Genomic DNA, 23,759 nt, shown 5'->3' with positions numbered 1-23,759 from the left:
GTGGCTCACCCATGAACTTCTTCGAACGCCAGAACCAGGCACGCCGCAACACCACGCGGCTGATCGTGCTGTTCGCACTGGCAGTGGTCGGAATGGTGGTGGCGGCCTGCGTGGCCGTTGCCATAGTCGTTGGGCCCGATCCGGGCGTACTGGCCGGCACGGCGATCATCACCGGCGGCATCATCGGGCTGGGATCGCTGTACCGGATCTCCTCGCTCGGCAGCGGCGGTGGCGCGGTGGCCACCCAGATGGGCGGCGTGCTGGTACCCGAGGACACGCTGGATCCGCACCTGCGGCGGCTGCGCAACGTGGTGGAGGAGATGTCGATCGCCTCCGGCGTACCCGTGCCACAGATCTACGTGATGGAAAACGAGGCGGCGATCAACGCCTTCGCCGCCGGCTACTCGCCTTCGGACGCGGCGGTGGCGGTAACCCGCGGTGCGCTGGACAAGCTCAACCGCGATGAGCTGCAGGGCGTGATCGCCCACGAGTACAGCCATATCCTCAACGGCGACATGCGCCTGAATATCCGTCTGATGGGCGTGTTGTTCGGCATCCTCATGCTGGGCCTGATCGGCCGCAAGATCATGCTGTACGGCGGTCGCTCGCGCGAGCGCGGTGCCGCAGCGATCCTGGTCGCGGCGCTGGCGGCCATCGTGATCGGCTACATCGGGATCTTCTTCGGGCGCATGATCAAGGCCGGGGTGAGCCGCTCGCGCGAGGTGCTGGCCGACGCTTCGGCGGTGCAGTTCACCCGCCAGACCAGCGGCATCGCCGGCGCGCTGAAGAAGATTGCCGGCGTGCAGGAAGGTTCGCAGTTCGCCCAGCGGGGCGAGGTGGAGGAAGTCAGTCACATGCTGTTCGGCGACGGCGTGGGGCTGTCCGGGCTGTTCGCCACCCATCCGCCGATCCTGCAGCGCATCCAGGTGCTGGAGCCCGGGTTCCGTTCCGAGCAGCTGGAGCGGCTGCAGAAGCAGTGGCTCAGCGCGCCGCCCAACGGCCTGCAGGAAGACCTGCAGATGGGCCTGGCCCCGACCGGGGAATCGCTGCTGCCGGATGCACGTATCGAGCTCGACGTGACCCCGCCGATGGTCGCGGCCCAGGTAGCCAACCCGCGCGATGACGACTACCGGCGGGCGGACACCATCGTTTCGACCATGCCCACCGAGCTGCGTGAGCTGGCCCGGCACCGTGATTCGGTGATGGCGCTGCTGCTGGGCCTGCTGCTGGACGATGAGGACGCCACGGTGCGCGGCCATCAGCACGATGAAATCGGGGCCCGGCTAGGCGCGCCCATGGCCGACGCGGCCGAGTCGCTGCGCGCCGGCCCATTGTTGGCCCTGCACCCGATGCACCGGCTGCCGCTGGCTTCGCTGGCCTTCCCGGTGCTGCGCCTGCGGCCGCGGCCGGAGCTGGAGTCGTTCCTAGATACGGTGCACGCGGTGGTCCACACCGATAACCACGTGTCCCTGTTCGAGTACTGCCTGGGGCAGCTGCTGGAAACCCAGGTGCGTGAATCGCTCAACCCCGCCGCGCATGCGCGCTTCGGCCGGCGCAAGCCTGTGGCGGTGAAGCGCGAGTTCTCGATCCTGCTGGCGGTGGTGGCCCAGGCCGGCCACCGCGATCCGGACGAGGCCCGGCGCGCCTACCTTGCCGGCCTGCAGCGGGTGCTGCCGCGCGATCACATGCCCTACGAGCCCCCGGTGCGCGGCGTGCTGGCGCTGGACGAGGTGTGGGGTCCGCTGGACCGGCTGGATCCACTGGCCAAGCAGCTGATGGTGGAGGCGCTCACCGCCGCCGCCATGCACGACGGCCGGGTCACGGTGGCCGAAGCCGAGCTGCTGCGCATGATCTGCGGCGTACTGCACTGCCCGCTGCCGCCCATGCTCGAACAGCAATGACGGTACTTTGAGCCCGGCCGCCCTTGCGGCATACTCGGCTGTCCGCGCGTTTGATGATGGATCATCAAGGAGCACGACATGGACGTACTCGCCATCGCGATGGCGGCGCTGGCCGCCCCGGGCCAGCATGACCGGCTGTTGCGGCTGCACACCCCGCTGGGCGGCGACGTTCTGGTTGCCGAGACCCTGGGGGCACGCGAATCTTTCGATCAGGGCGGCTTCCGCCTTGAGCTGACCGCGCTGTCGGTTGATGCGCACCTGTCTCTTGACGACCTGATCGGCCAGCCGGTGCTGGTGGAGTTGCTGACGGCTGATTCCGGCGTCGATCTACGCCCCTTCCACGGCCACGTCACCGACTGCGAACTGCTTGGCGGCAACGGCGGCCTGGCGCGCTACCGGCTGGTGGTCGAGCCGTGGCTGGCGTTCCTTGGCCAGCGCTTTGACAGCTACGCCTTCCAGGACATGACGGTCATCGAGATCGTCGAGGACCTGTTCGCTGACTATGCGCAGGCCGGTGCGCTCGCCCCAGCGTGGCGCTGGGAACTGGCCGACCGCGCGCTGTATCGCAAGCGCAGCCTGACCACCCAGTACGAAGAGAGCGACTTCGCTTTCCTGCACCGGCTGCTGGCGGACGAAGGAATTTTCTACTGGTTCGAACACGCCGGTGCCGCGGATGACGCCACGCTGGGCGGCCACACCCTGGTGCTGTGTGATCACTCCGATTCGTTTGCCGATGGCGGGGCGGTGCGTTTCCACCGTGCCGACGCCACCGAGCGCGAGGATTCTATCCAGCAGTGGATGCGCACGCGCCGGTTGCAGACCGGACGCATTGAGCGGGCGAGTTGGGATTACCGCAGCCGTGGACTGCGCCCGGCTTCGGCCGAGGGCCAGGCACACGGAAACGTGGTGCCCGGCGACCAGGATGCCGCCGGCCCCTGTGCCTGGGTGGACGGCGCGCAGGGCGAACTGCGCGCGCGGCGGCAGATGGAGGCGCTGCAGGTGCGGTCGCACGTAGTCAGCGGACAGGGCACGTGGCGCCGGCTGGCCCCGGGGCTGGCGTTCGAACTGACCCAGCATCACGCCTTGCGTGACAGCGACGACCGGGAGTTCGTGTGCCTGGAAGTCATCCACCAGGCCCGCAACAACCTAGGCGCCGAAGTGCTTGATGCGCTGGAGCAGACGTTGGGTCCGGCAGCCAAGGCCGGGGCCGAGCTTCCGGCGGAGCTGTCAGCGGACAGCATGGATCCTGTGCGTCGACGGTTGGAAGCAGGGGTGGATACGGATTTCTATCGCAACCGCTTCACGGTGATTCCGGCTGAGGTGTCCTACCGGCCCACCACCGCTGACGGTCATGGCATCCGGCTGCATCCAAAACCCACCGTGCATGGCACCCAGAGCGCCGTCGTGGTGAGCGACGGCGGTCCGCTACTGACTGATCGCGACCACCGGATCAAGGTGCAGTTCCCCTGGCAGCGCGGTGCGGATGCGAGCAGCGGCACCGCACATCCGGGCGGGGACGACAACGCGCCCGGAGATGGCGGCGCATGGACCTGGGTCCGGGTAGCCACGCCATGGGCCGGCGACAACTGGGGTGGCGTGGCGGTTCCGCGGCGGGGACAGGAAGTAATGGTGGCCTTCCTTGAAGGCGATATCGACCGGCCGGTGGTGATCGGCACCGTCTACAACGGTCGCGGGCAGGACGATGCCCAGCACAACCAGGTGGCCGGCGGCGGAGTGGGTGCGACCGGCAACGCAGCGGCCTGGTTCGACGGCAACGACCATGCCGCGGTCTACACCGGCTTCAAGAGCCAGGCACTCGCCAACAGTCAGGACGGCAGCGGCGGCTACCAGCTGCTGCGGCTGGACGACACGCCGGGACAGGGACGCGCCCAGGCCGCTACAACCCAACACGCCACCACCCTGACCCTGGGGCACCTGAAGGGTGGACAGGACAACGTGCGCGGTGCCGAGCGCGGCTTTGGTGCGGAACTGGGTACCCAGGCCAGCGGCGCCATCCGCGCCGGCAGCGGCCTGTTCTTGACCACTGAACATGGCCAGCAACAGCTGGAGGCGGGCGGGGCGCTGTCCCAGCTGGTCGAGGGTGAGCAGCTGCTGCAGGTCTTGGCGGATACCGCAAGGAGTCAAGAGGCCGCCTTGCCCGCCGATCCCGAAACCCTGCCTGCCCAGCAGTCTCTGCAGCAGGTGCAAGAGCATTTGAAGGCGACCCGACAGGGCAGCGCAGCCGGGGGCGGTGGTGAAGCGGCCATCGGCGGCGGTGAGGGTGAAGTGTCTGCTTGGAGCGCCCCGCATCTGGTGGCCTCCAGTCCCGACGGTTTGATGAGCCTGACCCCGGCCGACCAGACATGGGTATCCGGCACGCAGACCAGCCTGCTGGCCGGCGCGGACCTGGACTGGGCGAGTCAGGGCGAGACGGTGATTGCCGCCGGCGGCGGCATCGCCCTGTTCACCCAGGGCAGCGACGGCCCGGCGGGCAAGCCGAACCAGGAGACGGGCATCGCCCTGCACGCGGCGCAGGGCAAGGTGAGCGCGCGGGCGCACAGGAACGAGGCGAAGGTTGCTGCCAAACAGAGCGTCACCATTGCCAGCACCCAGGCGGATGTGGAAATCGCGGCGCCGAGCAAGCATGTGCTGCTGACGGCGCAGGGTGCTTATCTGAAGTTGGAGGGTGGGGATATCGAGCTGGGGGCGCCGGGGACGATCGAGTTCAAGGCTGCGAGGCGGGAGTTGACGACGCCGGTCACGGCCAACGGACAGGCGTCAGCATTCGGTGAGGCGGAGCCCAAGTTCTGTGACTACACCGCCCGTCAGGCCGAGGCTGACGGCGCCGCCACTGTGCCGATGAATTGATTATGGCGCTGGAGCAACTCCACGATCTGGGTCACCGAGAGCTGTTCGATCACGACTTCGCACTGATCAATCCAATGCGGGTGCGCCAGGACTGGTGGCGGGATCTGCCGGTCCTGCCGCTGCGAGAACCGAAATTCGACGCTCAGCCACACCTTGTGCCCCGACTGCTGCCGCTGGCAGCAGTCGACGATAAGCAACAGGTTGAACTGCTCGAGCGCAACGATTGCCAGTCCGTGGAAACCGGGCAGCCGATGTTCGCAGCGCTGCTTAAGAGCCAGGCGAGTGCCCCCTCACTGGCATGCCATCTTGGTGCCAAAATGCTGCTTGCCAAGCGCAGAGGGGAAACCGTGTGGCTTCGTTTTCACGACCCGAGGGTATTCAGCGCGCTGGCGTGGTGGCTGGACCCGGATCAGCGTGCGTGCCTGCTGGGACACGTTCAGAGCTGGGCGTGGTACGAATCCAGAGATGCAAGCTGGCACGTGCTGGAATGTCCGCTCGTGATGGAACCGCGGCGGCTTACGCTGAGCGCGAGTCAGTGGGGTCGTCTTGATCGCCAGCTGTTGGTCAACCGTTGCATGAAGGAGCTGGATCTTCGTCCGCCGCTGGATGATCCATTGAAAAATCTGGTTGAACGTATTGACGCCCACCTGTGTCGGGCAGCTGCCGCCGGCCTGACTGACTCCGCCGACCTGTCCCGGTTTGCGGTGATGGCCGAGCGCCATGGTGATGCCTGGGTCAGGCACCCGCTCGCCATACGAGCGGTGAGCGCCGCGGCGGAGGGTATTCAGACACTGGCTGCCGGGCTGAAGGAATTGGAGGACGCCGGATTGCAACAACGTATGCGCGCCGGCGCAGAGCACATGGAGGAGCACGCATGAACACTTCGTCAGAACAGTCCGAAGGGTCGGAGAAGCAACATCGCTGTCCTGTCTGCACAGTAATCGGATTGCCCATCATGCCGCTGCGCTACGGTGTGGCGTGGGCAGAAGACGATGTGCCGGAAAGCGAGCGTGCTCCGCAGATCGTGGCCCCTTTTGACGCATCGAGTTATCCAGAGCTGGGGACCAATAATGCGTCTTACACACTTCGTAGATTGCGAGGTGGTTATCTGTACGTATACGAAGAGGCGAGCCAGCAGTGGTCGGCGTACATGGTCAATGGAGCTGGCCGGCTTGATCGATTCGACATCGACGACGGTCCGCTGGACAGCGAAAGCCCGGATGCTCCGGCCATGTGCAGCCGCAATGCACCGCTCTCACTGGCCAATTGCATCCAGATCCGAAATGCGGGGAGCGCAACCCGGGTCTGGATAGCGTTCAGTGACACCCGATGGACGCGTGCGGTCAAGGCTCGACATGACAACGAAATATACCGGCGCAAACATATGCGCTGCATTGATGTCTCCGACTGGGTGCAGAGCAGCGGCAAGACAGCGCAGGCCCATGTGCGTCCACTCACCGATATTCTGAGCCAGCTGCCGGAGTATTCGCTGAAGGCACCGGAGGCGCACTATCGTGACCATGAAGCGGCCCAAGTAGCCAAAACCTGGATAGGGTCGGGTGCGATGGCCGCCGTGCGGGCGGTGCGAGCTTCCATTGCGTTCGAATTTACTCCTTACAGCCTGGAGTACGGGGCGCGCTCAGACTTCACTGGCGTGCTCTGGGGCAGGGGCCCGGATGATCCGGTGCCGGTGCCGGTGTCGGGTCCGCCGCCGCTGATGGTGGCGCTGGATGACCCGGTGGGCGTCACGGCTGAACTCACTGCAATGATGAACTGGCGCTTGGAAGATTTCCTGCACGAGCCGGATCGCATTCGCCCGATGGCGGTTTCTGCGGCGATTCAACAGCTTCGTGACACCGTTGAGCATCAGGCGGCCCTGGCTGCCTCGGATGCGGCGAGCCGCACCAGTGACAGAATTTCGGCTTATGCGGACATGCGCGGGGGGGCCGGGGCAGGCGCTCTTGCGACAGCTGGGCTGGAGTTGACGCCTGCCGACCTGGATCGGGTGCGGCAGGATGCGTGGGAGAACGGCGGGTACCTTGCGAAATATGACGAAGATCAGCGCAAGAAATGGCAACAGACAAACGAGAGCGAGCTCAGGGCGCTGGACCAGGCAGTGATCAAGCCTTTGGCGGACGCCCATGTCGCCCTGCTGAAGAGCGAAAAACTGCAGGTTCATCTGAACTGCAACTACGATCCTGATGACATTCAAAGTGGTGCCGGGTATCTGGGGGCAGTGTTGTCATGCATCGTCAGCACCACGGACAAGGAGCCGCAGGCGAAGCTGTACGAGGAATGGTTCGAAGGGACGCCTAAAAATCGCAACAATATGCTGCTACGGGCACTCTCTCTCAATCAGGACAGGATCGCAGACGAGGTGGCTGCGGCGGCTGAAACCACCGGCAATCTGAAAGCCGCGACGCTGCCGTGGGACAAGCTGTTCTCGTTGTACAGAGAGGCATCCAAGCAGCTTGGTGCAGATACGCTGGACGCGTTCATGGCGGTCCTGGTGCGGGAGACGTTGGCGCCGGCCGCGAAAGCGATGTCCAAGGTCGTCGATGGCCAGCCCAGGCTGTACGGCCTTGCAGCTTGGGGGATGGCGGCAGACTTGCCGCTGGAGTGGGTACCGATAGAGGGAACGAGCGACAAGATCGTGCGCTCGGTGATGCTCGCATTTCAGCGCGAACTTGGTTTTCGGCAAGGGTCCAGTGCGGTGCGCTCCGAGCTGCGTCGGCTGCAGATCTACGGGGTCGACTCCAGACAGAAGATCACTACGGGATTCATTGGCCTGCAGACAGATGGGACGCTGATCACTCGTGCCCAATTGAGCGCCAAACGGAGTAATTTCTTGGAGGCAAAGCTGCTCAATTGGCGCACTACGATGGATACCAGCGTGAGGACCGGTGTCGGCGCAAGCCTGTTGTCATCGATGGCTCTGTTTCAGCTGTACCGGGATGCCACGACCGGCATGCGACATCAGCGGGTGGAGTCATGGGCTCGCCTTGCTGCCACTGCGACCGGCTCAGTGGCGGCGGCGGTTGAGGCCGCCGGGACCGCGCTTGATAACTTGAGTGATCTCAGTCCGCGGTACGCGAGGCACTCTACTCTGTGGAGGTTTATGAAAATAGGCGGAAGGGCTGTGGGTGTGGTGGCGGGTGTGGTGATGGCAATGTTTGATTTTATTAGAGGCTGGAGTGAGTTTAAGGAGAAGAACCACTCCATCTCGGCCGCCTACACTGTCTCGGGTTTTTCTGGGCTCGTCCTAGCTTTTGCCATCGTCGCGAGTGCGATCTTCATCGGAATCATTGCATTTGTATTTCTAATATTGGCATCCGTATTTATTCTCTGGCACCAGGACACTCCGGGCCATGATTGGCTCGAGCGTTGTTTGTGGGGTGGGCTTGAGCGTCAGCGCTATCTAGACATCGGCGTTGAGATGGAAAATTATGAAATCGCGCTGAGGGCTGTTTGATGTCTGGGTACACCGGGTTGATAAAGAAGTTCGCCGTCAATCGGCCGCTGAACAATCAGGATCGTAATTTTCATCTGGATCAGGACAGACGCTTGGATGTAAAGCCCTATCCGGACCTGATGGTGATCAAGCTCAACTCGACCTATGTAGAAGTTGTGGACAAGTATTTTCAGGGAAAAGGATTTCTATCTTTGATGGTGTTGGCGTTCTCTATCATGGTCTTTGTGTTTGGGGGGGCGGTTTTTTCAACTGTGGTGGACGAGATCGTCCAGATTGAGCCAGATCAGGCTCATATTAATTTTGGGGTCGGCATGGGGGGGGCGTCGATTTTGTTCGGAATAGGGGTAATCTGGTTTGGCCGTGTCGAATGGCGTGGCTACACGCATTACCCCATTCGTCTCAATTACAAGACCCAGATGGTGCACGTATTCCGCAAGGACGGCAGCGTGTTGAGCGTGCCTTGGGCCGATCTTTATTTCACCCTTGATTACGATTTCAGCTATTTCCGTTTCTGGCATATTCACGGCCACGTCTTGGCCGAGGATCGGGAAACGGTGCTGGAGACGTTCGCGCTCGGCATGAGCGGGGATGTGAGTGCCGGTGGACTCCGCCTGCTTCATGCGCACTGGGAGTTCTTCCGCCGCTACATGGCCGAAGGTCCTGAGTCGGTGGCGGGCTATGTTCGCCACGCGATGCCGGTGGACGGGAAGCGTGAGTCGTTCCGGTCCGGGTACGAGGTGATCATGTCGGAGCTCCGTTATGACCATCCGGTCGCCGATATGTTCAGAGCCATCCTGTGGCCCTTCTTCTTCCTGCAATCGCTGGTCCGCTGGGTGGTCATGCGCACCAGCAGGATGCCGCGCTGGCCAGCGGAGATCGAGGACGTCAACAAAGTTTCCCCTGACGATCCCTACAGCATCGACTCGTGGATCAACCCCCCCGAGCTGCGCTGAGGAGCGTTTGGGCTGGTTGGCTGAGATGCGCAACCGCAACCGCAACCGCAACCTCAGCCGTCCCAACCCTCCAGCCTCTTCTCCACCAGCACATTCTTCAGCTCCACGTACTTCGGCACCCCATCTCGCCCATACGGCGGATACGCCTCCCCCCGTATCAGCGGCTCGAGATACCTGCGCGCAGCCGCGGTAATGCCGTACCCGTCCTTGCTCACAAACCGCGCAGGCACCTTTTTCTCACGGTTGGCGATCCGGCTGAGCGGCGCCGCTTCGATCTTCCAGCGATAGGGGCTGTCGGAGGTGCGCTTGATCACCGGCATGGCGGCATTCTGGCCAGCCAGCGCCATCTCCACCGCAGCCTTGCCGACTGCCATGGCCTGATCCAGGTCGGTCTGCGAGGCGATGTGGCGGGCGGAGCGCTGCAGGTAGTCGGGCATGGCCCAGTGGACTTTCAACCCCAGCTTGTTTTGGACCCGGCCGGCAAGGTACGGAGCGACGCCGCCGAGCTGCGTGTGGCCGAAGGAATCCTTGCCACCGCCGGCATCGGCGACGAAGCTGCCGTCGGCGGTGCGGATACCTTCGCTGGCTACCACGACGCACCAGCCCACGCGGTCCACCACCTGCTGCACGCGGGCGAGGAAGTCGGCTTCGTCGTAGGTACGTTCGGGGAAAAGGATGATGTGCGGGGCCTGGTCGGGGCCGTTGCCGGCCAGGCCGGCGGCGGCGGCCAGCCAGCCGGCGTGTCGGCCCATGGCTTCGTATACGAATACCTTGGTGGAGGTGTCGGCCATGGCGGCGACGTCCAGGGCGGCTTCGCGCACGGAGACGGCGGTGTATTTGGCGGCGGAGCCGAAGCCGGGGCAGCAGTCGGTCAGCGCCAGGTCGTTGTCGACGGTCTTGGGCACGCCAACACAGGTGAGCGGATAGTCGAATTCGGCGGCCAGCTGCGACAGCTTGAGTGCGGTATCTGCCGAGTCGTTGCCGCCGTTGTAGAGGAACCAGCGCACGTCATGGGCGCGCAGCACGTCGATCAGACGCTCGTAATTCGCGCGGTGGTCTTCCAGGCTGCCGAGCTTGTAGCGACAGGATCCGAACGCACCGCCCGGGGTATGAGCCAGGGCGCGGATCGCCGCTGCGCTTTCACGCCCGGTATCGATCAGTTCCTCACGCAGCACGCCCAGGATGCCGTTGCGGCCGGCGAGCACCTTGATCCGGTGTGAGCGGGCCGTGGAAATGACGGCCGAGGCAGTGGCGTTGATGACGGCGGTGACGCCGCCCGATTGGGCGTAAAGCAGCGTTCCCTTGGGCATATGAAGTCAGTATCCATGGTGAGAGCGGCCGGAGAGGTCCGGCCGATGCAGTAAACTGGCGCCCGCAGGCGCCCGGAAGCAGTTTATCGCTACCGTCGTGCCGTCGGAATTCACGCATTCGAACAGATCGAGGAGCGACAAGATGCGACTGGTACTTTTGGGAGCCCCGGGGTCGGGCAAGGGAACGCAGGCTGCGCGCCTCAAGGAGCAGCTGGGTGTTCCGCACATCTCCACTGGCGACCTGCTGCGGGCCGAAGTAGCCGCCGGCAGCACGCTGGGACTGCAGGCCAAGGAGGTGATGGCCCGGGGCGATCTGGTGTCTGATGACATCCTGCTGGGCATGCTGGAAGACCGCCTGGCGCGCGACGATGTGCGCAACGGCTTCATCCTGGATGGCTACCCGCGCAATCTGGCCCAGGCCGCGGCGCTGGGCGACCTGCTGGAGCGGCTGGGCCAGCCGTTTGATGCCGCCGTGCAGCTGGAAGTGGACAACGAACTGCTGATCGATCGCCTGGCCGGCCGGGCCAAGGCCGAGGGTCGTTCTGACGACAATCCCGAATCGGTGCGCAAGCGCCTGACGGTGTATGACGAGCAGACCGCGCCGGTGATCGAGTTCTACCGCGAGCACGGGCAGCTGACCGTGGTCGATGGCGTGGGCGGGCTGGATGAGGTGTTCGACCGCATCATGGCCGCGATCGGCGCCGGCAAGACCGCCGCCTGAGTCGTGCCGGGCCCGGTGGCCAGTCGCTGGTGGCGCTGGCTGCGGGGGGCTGGACCGCTTGAAATCCTGCCGGGCCGGTCGCTTCCTGCGGTGCTGGCCTGGCTGTTTGCGCTGGGCCTGACCTGGAGCGTGTCGGTAGGCGTACCGCCTGGCCAGGCGCCGGCTGCGTTCGTGTCCGCTCTGGCGATAGAGGCGCTACTGGTAGCTGCGGTCATGCTGGTTGCCCGAAGGCGCCACCTGCTGTCCCAGGCACTGCAGGCAACCGGCGTATTGGCCGGGCTGCGCAACCTGGTGCTGGCCCCCGTGGTGGCACTGCTTTTTCTGAGCGGGGAACGGGCAGGGGCCGGCATGATCCTGGCGCTGTTTGTTCCGTTGGGGCTCGCTACGGTGGTGGCCATGGCCTGGCTGGTGCGGTGTTACCTTGCCCTGTGGCAACAGGCGCTTCGGACCACGCCTGCCGTGGCAGGCGCCCTGCTCCTTGGCCTGGCGCTGGCGCTGCTGCTGGCCGAAGCCGTGCTGGCGCGGGCCGTCGCGGACTCCCCTCCGGTGGCTGAGGTAAACAGTGGCGCCGATGCCACGATACGTCTCGGGTAGAGTGAATTCCGGCTCCCAAGTTCCAAGGAAACCTAATCTCTTGAAGATCCACATCCTCGGCATTGCCGGGACTTTCATGGGTGGCGTTGCCGCGCTGGCGCGCGAATCCGGCACTGAAGTCGAAGGCAGTGACCAGGCGGTCTATCCGCCCATGTCCACCCAGCTCGAACGCCTGGGCATCGCCCTGCGCCAGGGCTACCGGTCGGAACACATCAGCGCCGATGCCGACCAGGTAATCGTCGGCAACGCCCTGTCGCGCGGCAATCCGGCGGTGGAGGCCCTGCTTGATTCCGGCCGCGACTACACCTCCGGCGCGCAGTGGCTGGCCGAGCACGTGCTGCCCGGTCGCACCACCATCGCGGTGGCCGGCACCCACGGCAAGACCACCACCAGCACCATCCTGGCATGGCTGCTGCAGGCAGCCGGGCGCGATGCGGGGTTCCTGATCGGTGGCGTTCCGGATGACTTCGGGGTCTCCGCCCGTCTGGGCAGCGACCCGGTGTTTGTGGTGGAAGCCGATGAATACGACACGGCCTTCTTCGACAAGCGCAGCAAGTTCGTGCATTACCGGCCCAGGGTGGCGGTGCTGAACAACCTGGAATTCGACCACGCCGATATCTTTCCGGACCTGGCCGCGATCGAACGCCAGTTCCACCATCTGGTGCGGACCGTCCCCGGCGGCGGCCGGCTGGTGGTCAACGGTGAAGACGCCAACCTCGCGCGGGTGCTGGACATGGGCTGCTGGACGCCGGTGGAGCGGTTCGGGATAGACGGCGGGTTCGACTGGAATGCGCGCCTGGTGGAAGCCGATGGCAGCGTGTTTGAGGTCCTGCGCGATGGTGTCCCGCAGGGCACGGTGCGCTGGCCGCTGCTTGGGCGGCACAACGTCATGAACGCGCTCGGCGCGATCGCCGCGTGTGCGGCCGTGGGCGTGGAGCCGGCCCTGGTGATCCCCGCGCTGGCTCGCTTCAACAGCGTCAAGCGGCGCATGGAGCGGATTGGCGAAGTAGACGACATCGTGGTGTACGACGACTTCGCCCATCACCCGACGGCGATCGCCACCACCCTCGCCGGGCTGCGGGCCAGTGCTCCCGCGGGACGGATCGTGGTGGCGATGGAGCCGCGCAGCAATTCGATGCGCCTGGGGGCGCACGCCGATGCCTTGGCCCCCGCATTTGATGATGCCGACGCGGTGGTGTTCCTGCACCGGCCGGAACTGGCCTGGGATGCCGCCAGGGTAGTGGCGGCCGTGCGCGGGCAGGCTGTCGCAGTGGCCGATGTGGATGCGCTGATCGCCAACCTGCTGGATCTGGTGGGCCCGGGCGACCGTGTGGTGTTCATGTCCAACGGTGGTTTTGACGATGCGCCCCGGCGGTTCTTCACCGTCCTGCAGGGGGCCCGTGCAGGAACTGGATGATGGATACCGGGATTCTCGAGCGCGATGACATGTTTGTTTCAACCGGCAATCTGCCGCCGGTTGATCGCGTCACCCATCTGCTGCAGCAGGCGCACCGGCGTTTCTCACGGGTTGATCGCGGCGGGATGTCCCAGGTCTATCCCGCCTTGGCGCAGATGCCGCATGACCTGTTCGGGATTTGCGTGGTGAGCGCGAACGGGCGGGTGATTGCGGTGGGGGATGCGGAACGCCCGTTCACCGCCATGAGCGTGTCCAAGCCGTTCGTGTTTGCACTGATCTGCGATCTGATCGGCCCCAAGGCCGCGCGCAGGAGACTGGGGGCAAACGCCACCGGACAGGCATTTGACTCGCTTGCACCGATAGAGCGCGGTGTGGACGGTCGCTCCAATCCCATGGTCAACGCCGGCGCGATTGCCACCACCAGCCTGGTGCCGGGCGGCGGCATCGAGGAGAAGTGGCGCTTCATCCAGCAGGGGATGTCGCGCTTTGCGGGCCGCGAGCTGACGCTGAACCAGGAAGTCTATGCATCTGCCAGCGACACCAATTACCGCAATCGCAGCATTGCCTGGCTGCTGCGCAGCAAGGGCGCTATCTATTGCGACCCGACAGAGGCGGTGGAGCTGTATACCCGCCAATGCTGCCTGGACGTGACCGCTCGCGATATGGCCGTGATGGGCGCCACCCTGGCCGCCGGCGGCATGAATCCGTTGACCAACGAGCAGGTGGTCAAGCCGCGCACCTGCCACTACGCGCTGGCGGTGATGGTGACCGCCGGGCTGTACGAAACCTCGGGCGACTGGTTCTACGAAGTCGGGCTGCCGGGCAAGAGCGGCATCGGTGGCGGCATCGTGACCATTTCGCCAGGCAAGGGTGGCATGGGCACTTTCGCCCCGCCGCTGGATGAGGCGGGCAACAGCGTGCGCGGACAGCTGGCCACCCAGTTCCTGTCGCGGCGGCTGGGCCTGGACCTGTTGATGTCGGCGCCCGTGTCCGGCGCGGCGGCGCCGCCGGAGTACCGCAGCGGCGGATCCGGAGGTTGGTGATGACGACACAGGCAAGCCTGCCGTTGTTTCCGCTGCATACGGTGCTGGTGCCGGGCGCGGCGCTGGGGATACGGGTGTTTGAACCCCGCTACCTGGACCTGGTGCGCGAGGTCGGGCGCAGCGGTGGCGGTTTCGGTGTGTGCATGATCGTGGAGGGTAGCGAGGCCGGCGTCGCGGCCACGCCAGCGGCATGGGGCACCGAGGCGCTGATCGAAGATTTCGACCAGGGGCCGGACGGCCTGCTGGCGCTGCGGGTCCGCGGGGCGCGGCGGTTTCAGGTGCAACGTACCCGGGTGCGCGACAACGGTCTGGTCATGGCCGACATCGCCTGGGTCGAAGAGGACGCGTCGGCCCCCTTGCGCCCCGAGCACGCATTGCTGGGCGAATTGCTGGTGCGGATCCTGGAGCAGATAGGCTCCGATCTGAACGCCATCGCCAAGCCGCGGCTGCAGGAAGCCGCATGGATCGGCTGGCGACTGGCTGAGTTGCTGCCGCTGGTTGACGACCAGCGGCAGGGTCTTCTGCAGGAGCGGGACCCGCACGCGCGGCTGCAGTGGATCCTGGAGTTCGTCTCCGAAGCCGAGCCCTGATCAGTCCGGGGCAATCCGGATACGCAGCACCGGCAGCTGTGATTGCGGGTGCGGTTCCACCCGGGTGTCGAGACCTTCCACCGCTTCGCGCAGTTGATCCCAGGCGCCATGTTCATCAGCACGGGGCTGCCACAGTCCGAACAGGTTGAAAGGGCGCGTGTAGTGCAGCGTCTGCACCGTGCCCACCCAAAGCGGCGTGCCATCGGTCAGCGCGGCCGGAGCACGCCAGAGGCGCAACACCTGGGCCCGATCCGGGCCGGCGTCCCTGCGCAGAAGCAGGGTTTCGGCTTCGGTATCCAGGGTGGCGGGCAGGACCGGCTGTTCGGCCGGGGCCAGATCATCGTCAAGCAGGCCGAGCGTCGCGATCCAGTCCGCCTGTGGCTGGGCCACCCAGCCCCGGGTTTCCAGCTCTGCCTGCAATGGCTGCAGTGGCCCGGCTATCTGCACGTCCAAGGGCCAGCGGAGCTCATGGTCACGCTCGTTGCGCTGCGGCGGAAGCGTACGCCAACCTTCCTGCCACCACTGTTGCGCGGACATCGTCGCGGCCGGCGGTGGTGGGGACAGGCTGGCCAACATCGGGTCGATGGCGCGCGGGGCGTGCCAGAGCGCGGCCACGGCGAAGGTCATATAGAAGATGGCCGCCAGCGGGCGCATCCAGAACGAGCGGTTCACATGGCTGCGATAGGCCAGGCCCAGCACCAGCAGCCACACGATTCCCAGCAGCATCCCGCCGACAACGTCACTCAACCAGTGCGCGCCCAGGTAGATGCGGGCGAAGCCAAGCAGCGTGGCGACGATTCCCGAGACCAGGTAGGGCCACACCCGTGAACGCCCCGGCAGTTCCCGCGCAATGAGCACGGCGAAGAAGCCGAAGGTGATGGTGGTCATGGTCACGCTCATGGACGGAAAGCCGAAGCTGCCGTGGGCCCTTGGCGGTGGCGGCATGCTGATGGCCGCCTCCAACAGCCCGGTCAATACAACGCCGAAGCCGATGGCCGCCGTCCAGTGCGCCATCGCCATCCAGCGCCGCCGCCATGCCAGCCAGATCATGGCCAGCGCCGCCGCGGGCACCAGTACTTCTGCATTTCCGATCGAGGCCAGGCCGGCCATCAGGCGGTCGGCCAACGGGTTGCGCAGCGTGGTCATGAAGGCGTGCACGCTCTGGTCGATCGCCAGCGGCTCGCCCTTCATCAACACGGTGGTGAGCAGTGCGAACCACGCCCAGCCGATGCCGATCAGCAGCACCGCCAGGATCGCCAGCGAGGGTGATTCTGGCCGGCGCGGGTCGATCAAGGCCTCGGCGTAGCGGCCCAGCCGCGGGCGCGAACGGCTCCAGCGCAGCGCACGCGCCAGCAGTTCACTGGTGCGGCCATCGAACCAGCGCCAGGTGTAGAGCACGCAGGCCCATACCAGCGCCAACGCTGCCAGCAGGGCCACCAGTACCAGCGCCAGGCGGTCTGCGACTGCGGCCACGGCCTCGTAGGAAGCCCCAAAGATCCAGCCCGGCGCCAGGAACACCGCTGCCCATGCCACCGCGGCAAGCGCGCTGAATGGAACAAAGCGCCGCAGCTGCATCCGCAGCATGCCGGCAATGGCCGGAACGAACGGCCGCACCGCACCCACGAACCGCGCCACCAGGATGCTTTTGACATCGTGGCGGCGGAACAGGTTCTCACCGCGGTCGAGCAGCTGCGGGTAGCGTCGGAATGCCCACAGCTCCCGCATCTGCGGTCCCCAGCGGCGACCGACCCAGTAGCTGAGTGCGTCGGCACTGAACGCCCCGGCCGCGGCGCAGGCGATCGCGTAGGAGCCATCGATATGGCCGAGCCCGATCAACGTGCCCACCGCAAACAGCAGCGGCATGGCCGGCACCACGATGCCCACGATCACCAGTGAATCCAGGAAGGCGATGAGGAAGATCACCGCGCCTGCAGCCACGGGGTGGGCGCTGATCCAGGTCAGCAGGCTGTCGAGCCAGGCTTCATTCATCGCGCAATTATGGCAGCGCTACTTGCAACGCCGCGCTACCCGCAGCGCGACCTTACAATGATTGGATGAAGGAAGAAGCCGCGATCGAAATCCAGGCGCTCAAAGCCGACAGCTTCGGCCGTATTTCGCTGATGCGCGGATCGCACGGCGTATTCGTGCGGCGCGACCTGCGTCACGTGCCGCTGTGGCTGCGGCTGCCCGCGTGGTGGCTGGCCCGGCGCGAGGCGCGCGGGCTGGAGCAGGTGCGCGGCATGGCTGATGTGCCCCAGCTGCTGGAATGGGATGGACGGCGGTTGGACCGCAGCTACATGGCCGGTGCGGCCATGTACCAACGCCCGCCGCGTGGCGACCTGGCATATTTCCGCGCTGCCCGCCGCAAGCTGCAGGAGCTGCACCGCCGCGGCTTGGCCCACAACGACCTGGCCAAGGAGGCCAACTGGCTGGTGCTGGAAGACGGCGGTCCGGGGATCATCGACTTCCAGCTGGCGGTGGTCGGCAAACCGCGCTCGCGCTGGATGCGGCTGCTGGCCCGCGAAGACCTGCGCCATCTGCTCAAGCACAAACGCATGTATTGCCGCGAGCACCTGACGCCGGTGGAGAAGCGCGTACTCAAGCGGCATTCCTGGGTGCGTGACCTGTGGTTCCGCACCGGCAAGCCGGTGTACCGCTTCATCACCCGCCGGATCCTCAAGTGGGAAGACAACGAGGGCCAGGGCCCCAAGCCATGACCGTCTGCCATGACAGCCCGCAGCGGGCAGGAGAACGCAACATGACCACGCTCAAGGGCAAAACGCTGTTCATCACCGGCGCCTCGCGCGGCATCGGCCGGGCCATTGCCCTGCGCGCCGCGCGCGATGGCGCCAACGTCGCCATCGTGGCCAAGTCCGGGGTGCCCAATCCCAAGCTGCCCGGCACCATTCATACCGTGGCTGCGGAAGTGCAGGCCGTGGGCGGCCGCGCGCTGGCGATCCAGTGCGATATCCGCGAGGAAGACCAGGTCCGCGAGGCGGTTGCAGCCACCGTGGCCGAATTCGGCGGGCTGGACGTCCTGGTCAACAACGCCAGCGCGATCTGGCTGCGCGGCACGCTGGATACACCGATGAAGCGGTTCGACCTGATGCAACAGGTCAACTCGCGAGGCACCTTCCTGTGCGCCCAGGCCTGCCTGCCGCACCTGCTGGAGGCCGCCAATCCGCACATCCTCACCTTGGCCCCGCCGCCATCGCTGGACCCCAAGTGGTGGGGTCCGCACACCGGCTACACCCTGGCCAAGATGGGCATGAGCTTCGTGACCATCGGGCTGGCGGCCGAATTCGGTCAGCGCGGCGTGGCAGTCAACGCGCTGTGGCCGCGCACGGTGATCGCTACCGATGCCATCCGCATGATTCCGGGCGTGGATGCGGCCCGCTGCCGCACTCCCGACATTCTTGCCGACGCTGCACACGCGGTGCTGGTGCGCGAAGCCGCAGGATTCTCAGGACGGTTCCTGATCGATGACGAGGTGTTGGCCGAAGCCGGCGTGACGGACCTCTCCGGCTACGCGGTTGACCCGACCCAGCCGTTGCTGCCGGACCTCTTCCTCGACCCCTGAACCGCTGGCACCAACCGGTGCGGGATGGGCGAGAATGTGGCCAGTTCCCACCTGCCCGATCGCGCCATGAACCAGACCCCTGATGATCTGCTGCCCCTGTCCAGCTACTACCTGCCGGTGTATCGCCAGCGCGAAGTGGTGCTTGAGCGGGGGCAGGGAGCCAGGCTGTGGGACAACGCGGGGCGTGACTATGTCGACCTGGCCGCCGGCATCGCCGTGTGCAGCCTGGGCCACGGTGATCCTGACCTGCTTGGGGCGCTGACCGAACAGGCCGGCAAACTCTGGCATACCAGCAATGTGTTCCACAGTGAGCCGCCGTTGCGGCTGGCGCAGGAACTGGTCGAGGCTTCCCGTTTCGCCTCCCGGGTGTTCCTGTGCAACTCCGGCGCAGAGGCCAACGAAGCTGCGATCAAGCTCGTACGCAAATGGGCCGCGGGCGAAGGCCGTCCACCGGAGCGGCGGGTCATCCTCACCTTCCGCGGTGGTTTCCATGGCCGCACGCTGGCCACGGTGACTGCTACCGCCCAGCCCGCCTACCAGGCCGGTTTCGAGCCCCTGCCGGGAGGCTTCCGCTACGTTGATTTCAATGACCTGGTGCAGGCGGAGATCGCCATGGCCGCCGGCGACGTGGCCGCGGTGCTGGTGGAGCCGGTGCAGGGCGAAGGTGGAGTCACGCCGGCCGCGCCCGGGTACCTGCGCGGACTGCGCGAGCTGTGCGACCACCACCGCGCGCTGCTGGTGCTGGATGAAATCCAGTGCGGGATGGGGCGCACCGGCACCCTGTTCGCCCACTGGCATGACCAGGTGGTGCCCGACGTTGTCACCCTGGCCAAGGCGCTGGGTGGCGGCTTCCCGGTGGGCGCGATGCTGGCCGGCCCAAAAGTGGCCGAGGCGATGCAGTTCGGTGCCCATGGCAGCACGTTCGGTGGCAACCCGCTGGCGGCCGCGGTGGCCAGGGTGGCGTTGCGCAAGCTGGCCTCGCGTGAGATCGCCAGCAACGTATCGCGCCAGTCGGCGGCGCTGCGCGCGGGACTGGAAGCGATCAACGCGGATCTCGGGCTGTTCTCGCAGGTTCGTGGGCGCGGGCTGATGCTCGGCGCCCAGCTGACCCCGGCCCATGCCGGCCGCGCGGGCGAAATCCTGGATCTGGCAGCTGCCAGCGGCGTGCTGCTGCTGCAGGCCGGGCCGGACGTGCTGCGCTTCGTGCCGGCCCTGACCATCAACGACGGCGAGTTGGCCGATGGCCTGGCGCGGCTGCGCCAGGCGTTGGTCGCCCTCGCCTGAAGGGGTGCTTCACCCGGCCGCGACCACCTTGAAGGCCTCGCGTGCGGCGTCCAGCGTGGCCTCCACTACGGCCGCATCGTGGGCGCTCGAGATAAAGCCGGCCTCGTACGCCGAAGGCGCCACAAATACGCCGCGCTCCAGCATGGCGTGGAAGAAGCGCTTGAACGCATCGATGTCACACGCGGTCGCACCGGCGTAGGTGTCCACCTTTTCGCTGCTGAAGAACAGGCCGTACATCGCGCCAACGCGGGTGGTGGTCAGCGGCACGCCGGCCTCGCGCGCGGCGGCTTCAAAACCGTCGCACAGCGCGTTGGCAGTGGCTTCCAGGCGGTCGTGGAAACCCGGCTCCTGCACCAGTTCCAGCATCGCCAGCCCTGCGGCCATCGCCACCGGATTGCCGCTGAGCGTACCCGCCTGGTAGATCGGCCCGGCCGGTGAGATCTGCTCCATCAGGTCGCGGCGGCCGCCATAGGCGCCCACCGGCATGCCGCCGCCGATGATCTTGCCGAAGGTCGACAGGTCCGGGGTCACCCCATAACGCGCTTGTGCGCCCCCCAGCGCCACCCGGAAACCGGTCATCACCTCGTCGAAAATCAGCAGTGCGCCGTGCTTGGTGCACAGCTCGCGCAGGTGCTGCAGGTAGCCTTCCCGCGGCGGCAGGCAGTTGGCGTTGCCCACGACCGGCTCAATGATCACCGCGGCCACCTCGCTGCCAATTTCATCGAACAGCTTCGTCGCGCCTTCAAAATCGTTGTAACTGATGGTCGAGGTCAGTTCGCTCAGTCCCGCAGGCACGCCCGGTGAAGTGGGTACGCCCAGGGTCAGCATGCCGCTGCCGGCCTTGACCAGGAATGAGTCGCCGTGGCCGTGGTAGCAGCCTTCGAACTTGACGATGCGCTGGCGCCCGGTGGCCCCGCGCGCCAGGCGGATCGCCGACAGGGTGGCCTCGGTGCCGGAGTTGACCATCCGCACCATCTCGCAGGACGGCACCAGCCGGGTGATGGTCTCGGCCATGGTCACCTCGGCCGGGCAGGGCGTGCCGAAGGAAAGGCCGTTGCCGATCGCTTCCGCCACCGCCTCGCGCACCTTCGGGTGGTTGTGGCCAACGATCATCGGCCCCCACGAGCCTACGTAGTCGATGTAGCGGTTGCCGTCCACGTCATACAGGTAGGCACCGTCGGCACGTTCCACGAAGAATGGTTCGCCGCCCACCGAGTTGAATGCGCGCACCGGCGAGTTGACGCCGCCCGGGAGCAGGCGCTTGGCACGGGAGAACAGGGCCTGGGATTTGTCGTGCTTCATGGAGAGGGTTCCTGGGTAATGGGGGAGGGCGCCTTGCGGCGGAATCGGGTGGCCGGCAGCGGCGAGTGGTCAGGCACCGAATGCCTGGCGTAGGGACTGCGCGGAAGCGCGCGGGTCGGGGGCGTCAAAAACCGCGCCGATCACCGCAATCAGGTCCGCACCGGCGGCCACCAGTGCTGGAGCATTGTCGGCGTTGATCCCGCCGATCGCCACTCGCGGCAGGCCCAGCGCGCCGGCTTCACGCAGCAGCTCCGGGGTGGCGCGGCGGCTGGTGGTCTTGCTGGTGCTGAGGAAAAATGCGCCAAATGCCACGTAATCGGCGCCCGTAGTGGCCATGCGCTGCGCCCGCTCCAGGTCGTCGTAGCAGGAGATGCCGATGATGGACGAGTCCCCCAACAGAGCCCGCGCGGCCGCGATTCCGCCATCGTCTTCACCCAGGTGCACACCGTCGGCGCCGCACGCCCGGGCGAGTTCGGGGTCATCGTTGATGATCAGCGGAACGCCCGCTTCGGTGCACAGCACTCTCAGCGCAGCGGCCTGGGTACCGCGCAACCCGGCATCGGCTGCCTTGTTGCGGTACTGCAGCCAAGTGGCCAGGTCGATCACCTCGCGGACGCGCTCCAGCAGTCGCGGGGTATCGCATTCATCCGGCGTGATCAGGTAAAGGCCGCGCGCGGCGGCTGACTTGTCATTCATGTGGCGGTTTCCGTGGCGCGGCAAGCGGTGGGACAATGTCCGCTTCTCCAGCCGCAACAGGACCCATTATCAGATGAACGCCACCGCCACGCAGACTGCCTACCAGACCTGGATGTGCGTGGTTTGCGGATTCATCTATGACGAGGCCGTCGGCATGCCCGAAGAAGGCATCGCAGCAGGAACGCGCTGGGAGGACGTGCCCGAGGACTGGACCTGCCCCGACTGCGGCGTGACCAAGGACGATTTCGAGATGATGGCGGTCTGACGCGCCAATCTTCCCGCGGCCGCCCGGTGGCTCAATTCAGCCGGGCGCTGCCGCTGCTGGCCTCGGCCAGCGATTCATATACCTGGCGGGCATCGTCCGCGTTCGGGTCCAGCAGCAGATAGCGGCCCAGGTCCGCACGCGCACCGTGGCGATGGCCCAGGTGCAGGTATCCCATGCCGCGATCGCGCAGCGCCGGGGGATTGTCCGGAGTCAGCTTCAGTATCCGATCGGCGCTTCGGACCGCGCGCGCCCAGTCGCCATCCTGCGCATACAGGCCATGCAGGTTGCGCAGCATGCGGACCAGGATGCTCCTGTGCGATGCCGGGTTCAGGACCTGGTGCAGGGCCTGGTCGTCGATCTGCATTCCGGCAAGATGAGGCTGGATCCGTTCGCGCAGCTCCTCCGCGTCCAGGGGGCGACCCCGGTTGAAGGGGTCCATGACCAGCATGCCGTCATCAACCGGCAAGCGGACCAGGAAGTGACCGGGGAAGGAGATGCCCTCCAGCGGCATGTCCAGCCGCCGCGCCACTTCGATCTGCACCACTGCCAGAGAGATCGGAATGCCCAGTCGGCGCTCGAACACTTCGTTGAGGTAGCTGTTGCGCGGGTCGTAGTACTCGTCGTGGTTGCCGCTGTAGCCAAGCTCGTCGAACAGGTACGCGTTGATGGCCAGCATCCGCATCGGCCAGGGTTCGACCGGCTCGATCCGTGGACGCAGCTGCTCCACGTGGTGCGCCAGCATCTGTTCGTAATACTGCGGCTCAAGATCCGGATACTCGTCGCGCGCAATCAGCAGCGCCGTGCCCAACAGGGGGATGTCGGCGTCATCCAGCGTGGCCAGCGCGTTCCAGCCCGGCAGGAGAAGGTCAGTACTCATGCATCAAAGACTGGGACCGCGGCTGGGCGCGCACAAGGATGCGAGGTGCAACGGTTCAGTCCGCAACCGGGATGCCCGGCCCAAAGCGCATGTGCGCACCCTCCTCCAGCTGCAGCCGTGCGGCTTCGCCGGCGTTGAGTTCAAGCACATAGAGCGCGGGCGCCCGGCTGGGGTAGGACGGGCAGCGCAAGTCGGCCGAGCACGGCGGTACATCGCGCTGCTGCGACACCAGCCGGCGGTCGCGATCGAAATACAGGATGTCCAGCGCGATCAGCGTGTTCCTCATCCAGTACGCCTGGGGCTCTTCCCGGTCATGGATGAACAGCATTCCGGCGCCAGCCGGGAGCTGGTCGCGAAACATCAGTCCCCGTGCGCGCTCTTCATCGTTGGCGGCAATCTCCACCGTGAAGCGCTTGCCGCCAACCTCCACCCAGTTGCCCCCGCTCGCACAGCCGCTGGAAAGCAGGAGTGCCAGTACAGGCAGAAGCCTGGTGAACAGGGAGCGCGGTGAAAACATGGGGGGTACTCCTTCATGGTGAGTCGGGAACGATCAACCATGGCTGCAACGGGGGTCAAGCGCGGGGCCGCCCGACAGCGGGAGATCGGCAACAGCCCCTTCCTTCTTCCGGCGAACTTGGGCACAATGCGCGGCCCGCAACGGAGAGCGGCCGGCCTAGCCCGGCGGACCTGAGCGGGAGAGGAACCGAGATATCCCACGAGGTGTTGACGTTCTTCAATTCGGCGCTAGAATGTGCGGCTCGCTCCCCGGACGGTCACCGACTGAATGGGAAGCGAAACGGAAAAAGTCACCCTCACGAGGTGTTGACAGAAACCAAATCCGCGCTATCATGTGCGGCTCCCCTCGAGAAGTTGCGAGGGGTCGGGA

At 65.9% G+C, this 23,759-nt stretch carries 20 protein-coding genes; 14 read left to right on the top strand and 6 right to left on the bottom strand.

Annotated features, from left to right (window positions below):
* Positions 1–11: 11 nt before the first annotated feature.
* The 5 genes from ACW7G3_RS10675 to ACW7G3_RS10655 all read left to right on the top strand — a co-directional run bounded on the left by ACW7G3_RS10675 (position 12) and on the right by ACW7G3_RS10655 (position 9,194).
* Positions 12–1,901, top strand: coding sequence for a M48 family metallopeptidase (locus ACW7G3_RS10675; RefSeq protein WP_456982740.1), 1,890 nt, complete (start codon positions 12–14; stop codon positions 1,899–1,901).
* A 78-nt stretch (positions 1,902–1,979) separates the two neighbouring features.
* On the top strand, positions 1,980–4,769 hold the full coding sequence (locus ACW7G3_RS10670) for a type VI secretion system Vgr family protein (RefSeq protein ID WP_456982739.1): 2,790 nt from the start codon (positions 1,980–1,982) through the stop codon (positions 4,767–4,769).
* Positions 4,770–4,771: 2 nt separating this feature from the next.
* Positions 4,772–5,647: a DUF4123 domain-containing protein gene (locus ACW7G3_RS10665; protein WP_456982738.1), complete on the top strand. Its 876-nt coding sequence runs from the start codon at positions 4,772–4,774 to the stop codon at positions 5,645–5,647.
* Positions 5,644–8,241 (top strand): T6SS effector BTH_I2691 family protein, encoded by a 2,598-nt coding sequence (locus ACW7G3_RS10660; RefSeq protein ID WP_456982737.1) that lies wholly within the window; start codon positions 5,644–5,646, stop codon positions 8,239–8,241. Before ACW7G3_RS10665 ends, ACW7G3_RS10660 begins: the two co-directional genes overlap by 4 nt.
* Entirely contained in the window at positions 8,241–9,194 is a 954-nt protein-coding gene (locus ACW7G3_RS10655) for a DUF6708 domain-containing protein (protein ID WP_456982736.1), read from the top strand. Before ACW7G3_RS10660 ends, ACW7G3_RS10655 begins: the two co-directional genes overlap by 1 nt.
* Positions 9,195–9,247: 53 nt before the next feature.
* On the opposite strand, the gene ACW7G3_RS10650 is transcribed toward ACW7G3_RS10655, so the two are convergent.
* Positions 9,248–10,504: a 6-phosphofructokinase gene (locus tag ACW7G3_RS10650; protein ID WP_456982735.1), complete on the bottom strand. Its 1,257-nt coding sequence runs from the start codon at positions 10,502–10,504 to the stop codon at positions 9,248–9,250.
* A gap of 142 nt (positions 10,505–10,646) precedes the next feature.
* Between ACW7G3_RS10650 and ACW7G3_RS10645 the strand changes: the two genes are divergently transcribed.
* Genes ACW7G3_RS10645 through ACW7G3_RS10625 form a run of 5 tightly spaced genes read left to right on the top strand, consistent with a single transcriptional unit; the run spans position 10,647 to position 14,869 of the window.
* On the top strand, positions 10,647–11,225 hold the full coding sequence (locus ACW7G3_RS10645; RefSeq protein WP_456982734.1) for an adenylate kinase: 579 nt from the start codon (positions 10,647–10,649) through the stop codon (positions 11,223–11,225).
* A 3-nt stretch (positions 11,226–11,228) separates the two neighbouring features.
* Entirely contained in the window at positions 11,229–11,819 is a 591-nt protein-coding gene (locus ACW7G3_RS10640; RefSeq protein WP_456982733.1) for a hypothetical protein, read from the top strand.
* Positions 11,797–13,236 (top strand): UDP-N-acetylmuramate:L-alanyl-gamma-D-glutamyl-meso-diaminopimelate ligase, encoded by a 1,440-nt coding sequence (mpl, locus tag ACW7G3_RS10635; protein ID WP_456982732.1) that lies wholly within the window; start codon positions 11,797–11,799, stop codon positions 13,234–13,236. Before ACW7G3_RS10640 ends, mpl begins: the two co-directional genes overlap by 23 nt.
* Positions 13,236–14,279, top strand: a complete 1,044-nt coding sequence (gene glsA / locus ACW7G3_RS10630; protein ID WP_456982731.1) for a glutaminase A — start codon at positions 13,236–13,238, stop codon at positions 14,277–14,279. The genes mpl and glsA overlap by 1 nt, the downstream gene beginning before the upstream one ends.
* On the top strand, positions 14,279–14,869 hold the full coding sequence (locus ACW7G3_RS10625) for an LON peptidase substrate-binding domain-containing protein (protein WP_456973302.1): 591 nt from the start codon (positions 14,279–14,281) through the stop codon (positions 14,867–14,869). The genes glsA and ACW7G3_RS10625 overlap by 1 nt, the downstream gene beginning before the upstream one ends.
* Here ACW7G3_RS10625 and ACW7G3_RS10620 read toward each other — a convergent pair whose 3' ends face one another.
* On the bottom strand, positions 14,870–16,858 hold the full coding sequence (locus tag ACW7G3_RS10620) for a VTT domain-containing protein (RefSeq protein ID WP_456982730.1): 1,989 nt from the start codon (positions 16,856–16,858) through the stop codon (positions 14,870–14,872).
* Positions 16,859–16,923: 65 nt separating this feature from the next.
* On the opposite strand from ACW7G3_RS10620, the gene ACW7G3_RS10615 reads away from it, so the two are divergent.
* From ACW7G3_RS10615 to ACW7G3_RS10605, 3 genes are all read left to right on the top strand, one after another.
* Positions 16,924–17,586, top strand: coding sequence for a serine/threonine protein kinase (locus ACW7G3_RS10615; RefSeq protein ID WP_456982729.1), 663 nt, complete (start codon positions 16,924–16,926; stop codon positions 17,584–17,586).
* A 41-nt stretch (positions 17,587–17,627) separates the two neighbouring features.
* Positions 17,628–18,449: an SDR family oxidoreductase gene (locus ACW7G3_RS10610; protein ID WP_456982728.1), complete on the top strand. Its 822-nt coding sequence runs from the start codon at positions 17,628–17,630 to the stop codon at positions 18,447–18,449.
* A 66-nt stretch (positions 18,450–18,515) separates the two neighbouring features.
* Entirely contained in the window at positions 18,516–19,733 is a 1,218-nt protein-coding gene (locus tag ACW7G3_RS10605; protein ID WP_456982727.1) for an acetylornithine transaminase, read from the top strand.
* A gap of 9 nt (positions 19,734–19,742) precedes the next feature.
* Here ACW7G3_RS10605 and hemL read toward each other — a convergent pair whose 3' ends face one another.
* Positions 19,743–21,035 carry a glutamate-1-semialdehyde 2,1-aminomutase gene (gene hemL, locus ACW7G3_RS10600; protein ID WP_456982726.1) on the bottom strand — a complete coding sequence of 431 codons (1,293 nt, stop codon included), beginning with the start codon at positions 21,033–21,035 and terminating at the stop codon, positions 19,743–19,745.
* A 69-nt stretch (positions 21,036–21,104) separates the two neighbouring features.
* Complete coding sequence (gene thiE, locus ACW7G3_RS10595; RefSeq protein ID WP_456982725.1) at positions 21,105–21,731, bottom strand: thiamine phosphate synthase; 627 nt, start codon at positions 21,729–21,731, stop codon at positions 21,105–21,107.
* Here thiE and ACW7G3_RS10590 point away from each other — a divergent pair.
* Entirely contained in the window at positions 21,730–21,996 is a 267-nt protein-coding gene (locus ACW7G3_RS10590; RefSeq protein WP_456982724.1) for a rubredoxin, read from the top strand. The genes thiE and ACW7G3_RS10590 overlap by 2 nt on opposite strands.
* Before the next feature lie 31 nt (positions 21,997–22,027).
* Here ACW7G3_RS10590 and ACW7G3_RS10585 read toward each other — a convergent pair whose 3' ends face one another.
* Together ACW7G3_RS10585 and ACW7G3_RS10580 are read right to left on the bottom strand one after the other, a co-directional pair.
* On the bottom strand, positions 22,028–22,873 hold the full coding sequence (locus ACW7G3_RS10585; protein ID WP_456982723.1) for a SirB1 family protein: 846 nt from the start codon (positions 22,871–22,873) through the stop codon (positions 22,028–22,030).
* Between the two features lie 55 nt (positions 22,874–22,928).
* Positions 22,929–23,390, bottom strand: a complete 462-nt coding sequence (locus ACW7G3_RS10580) for a DUF192 domain-containing protein (protein ID WP_456982722.1) — start codon at positions 23,388–23,390, stop codon at positions 22,929–22,931.
* Positions 23,391–23,759: the final 369 nt, after the last annotated feature.

The sequence above is a fragment of the Luteimonas sp. A478 genome, assembly GCF_054052025.1.
This window is presented reverse-complemented; position numbering and strand designations above follow the sequence as displayed.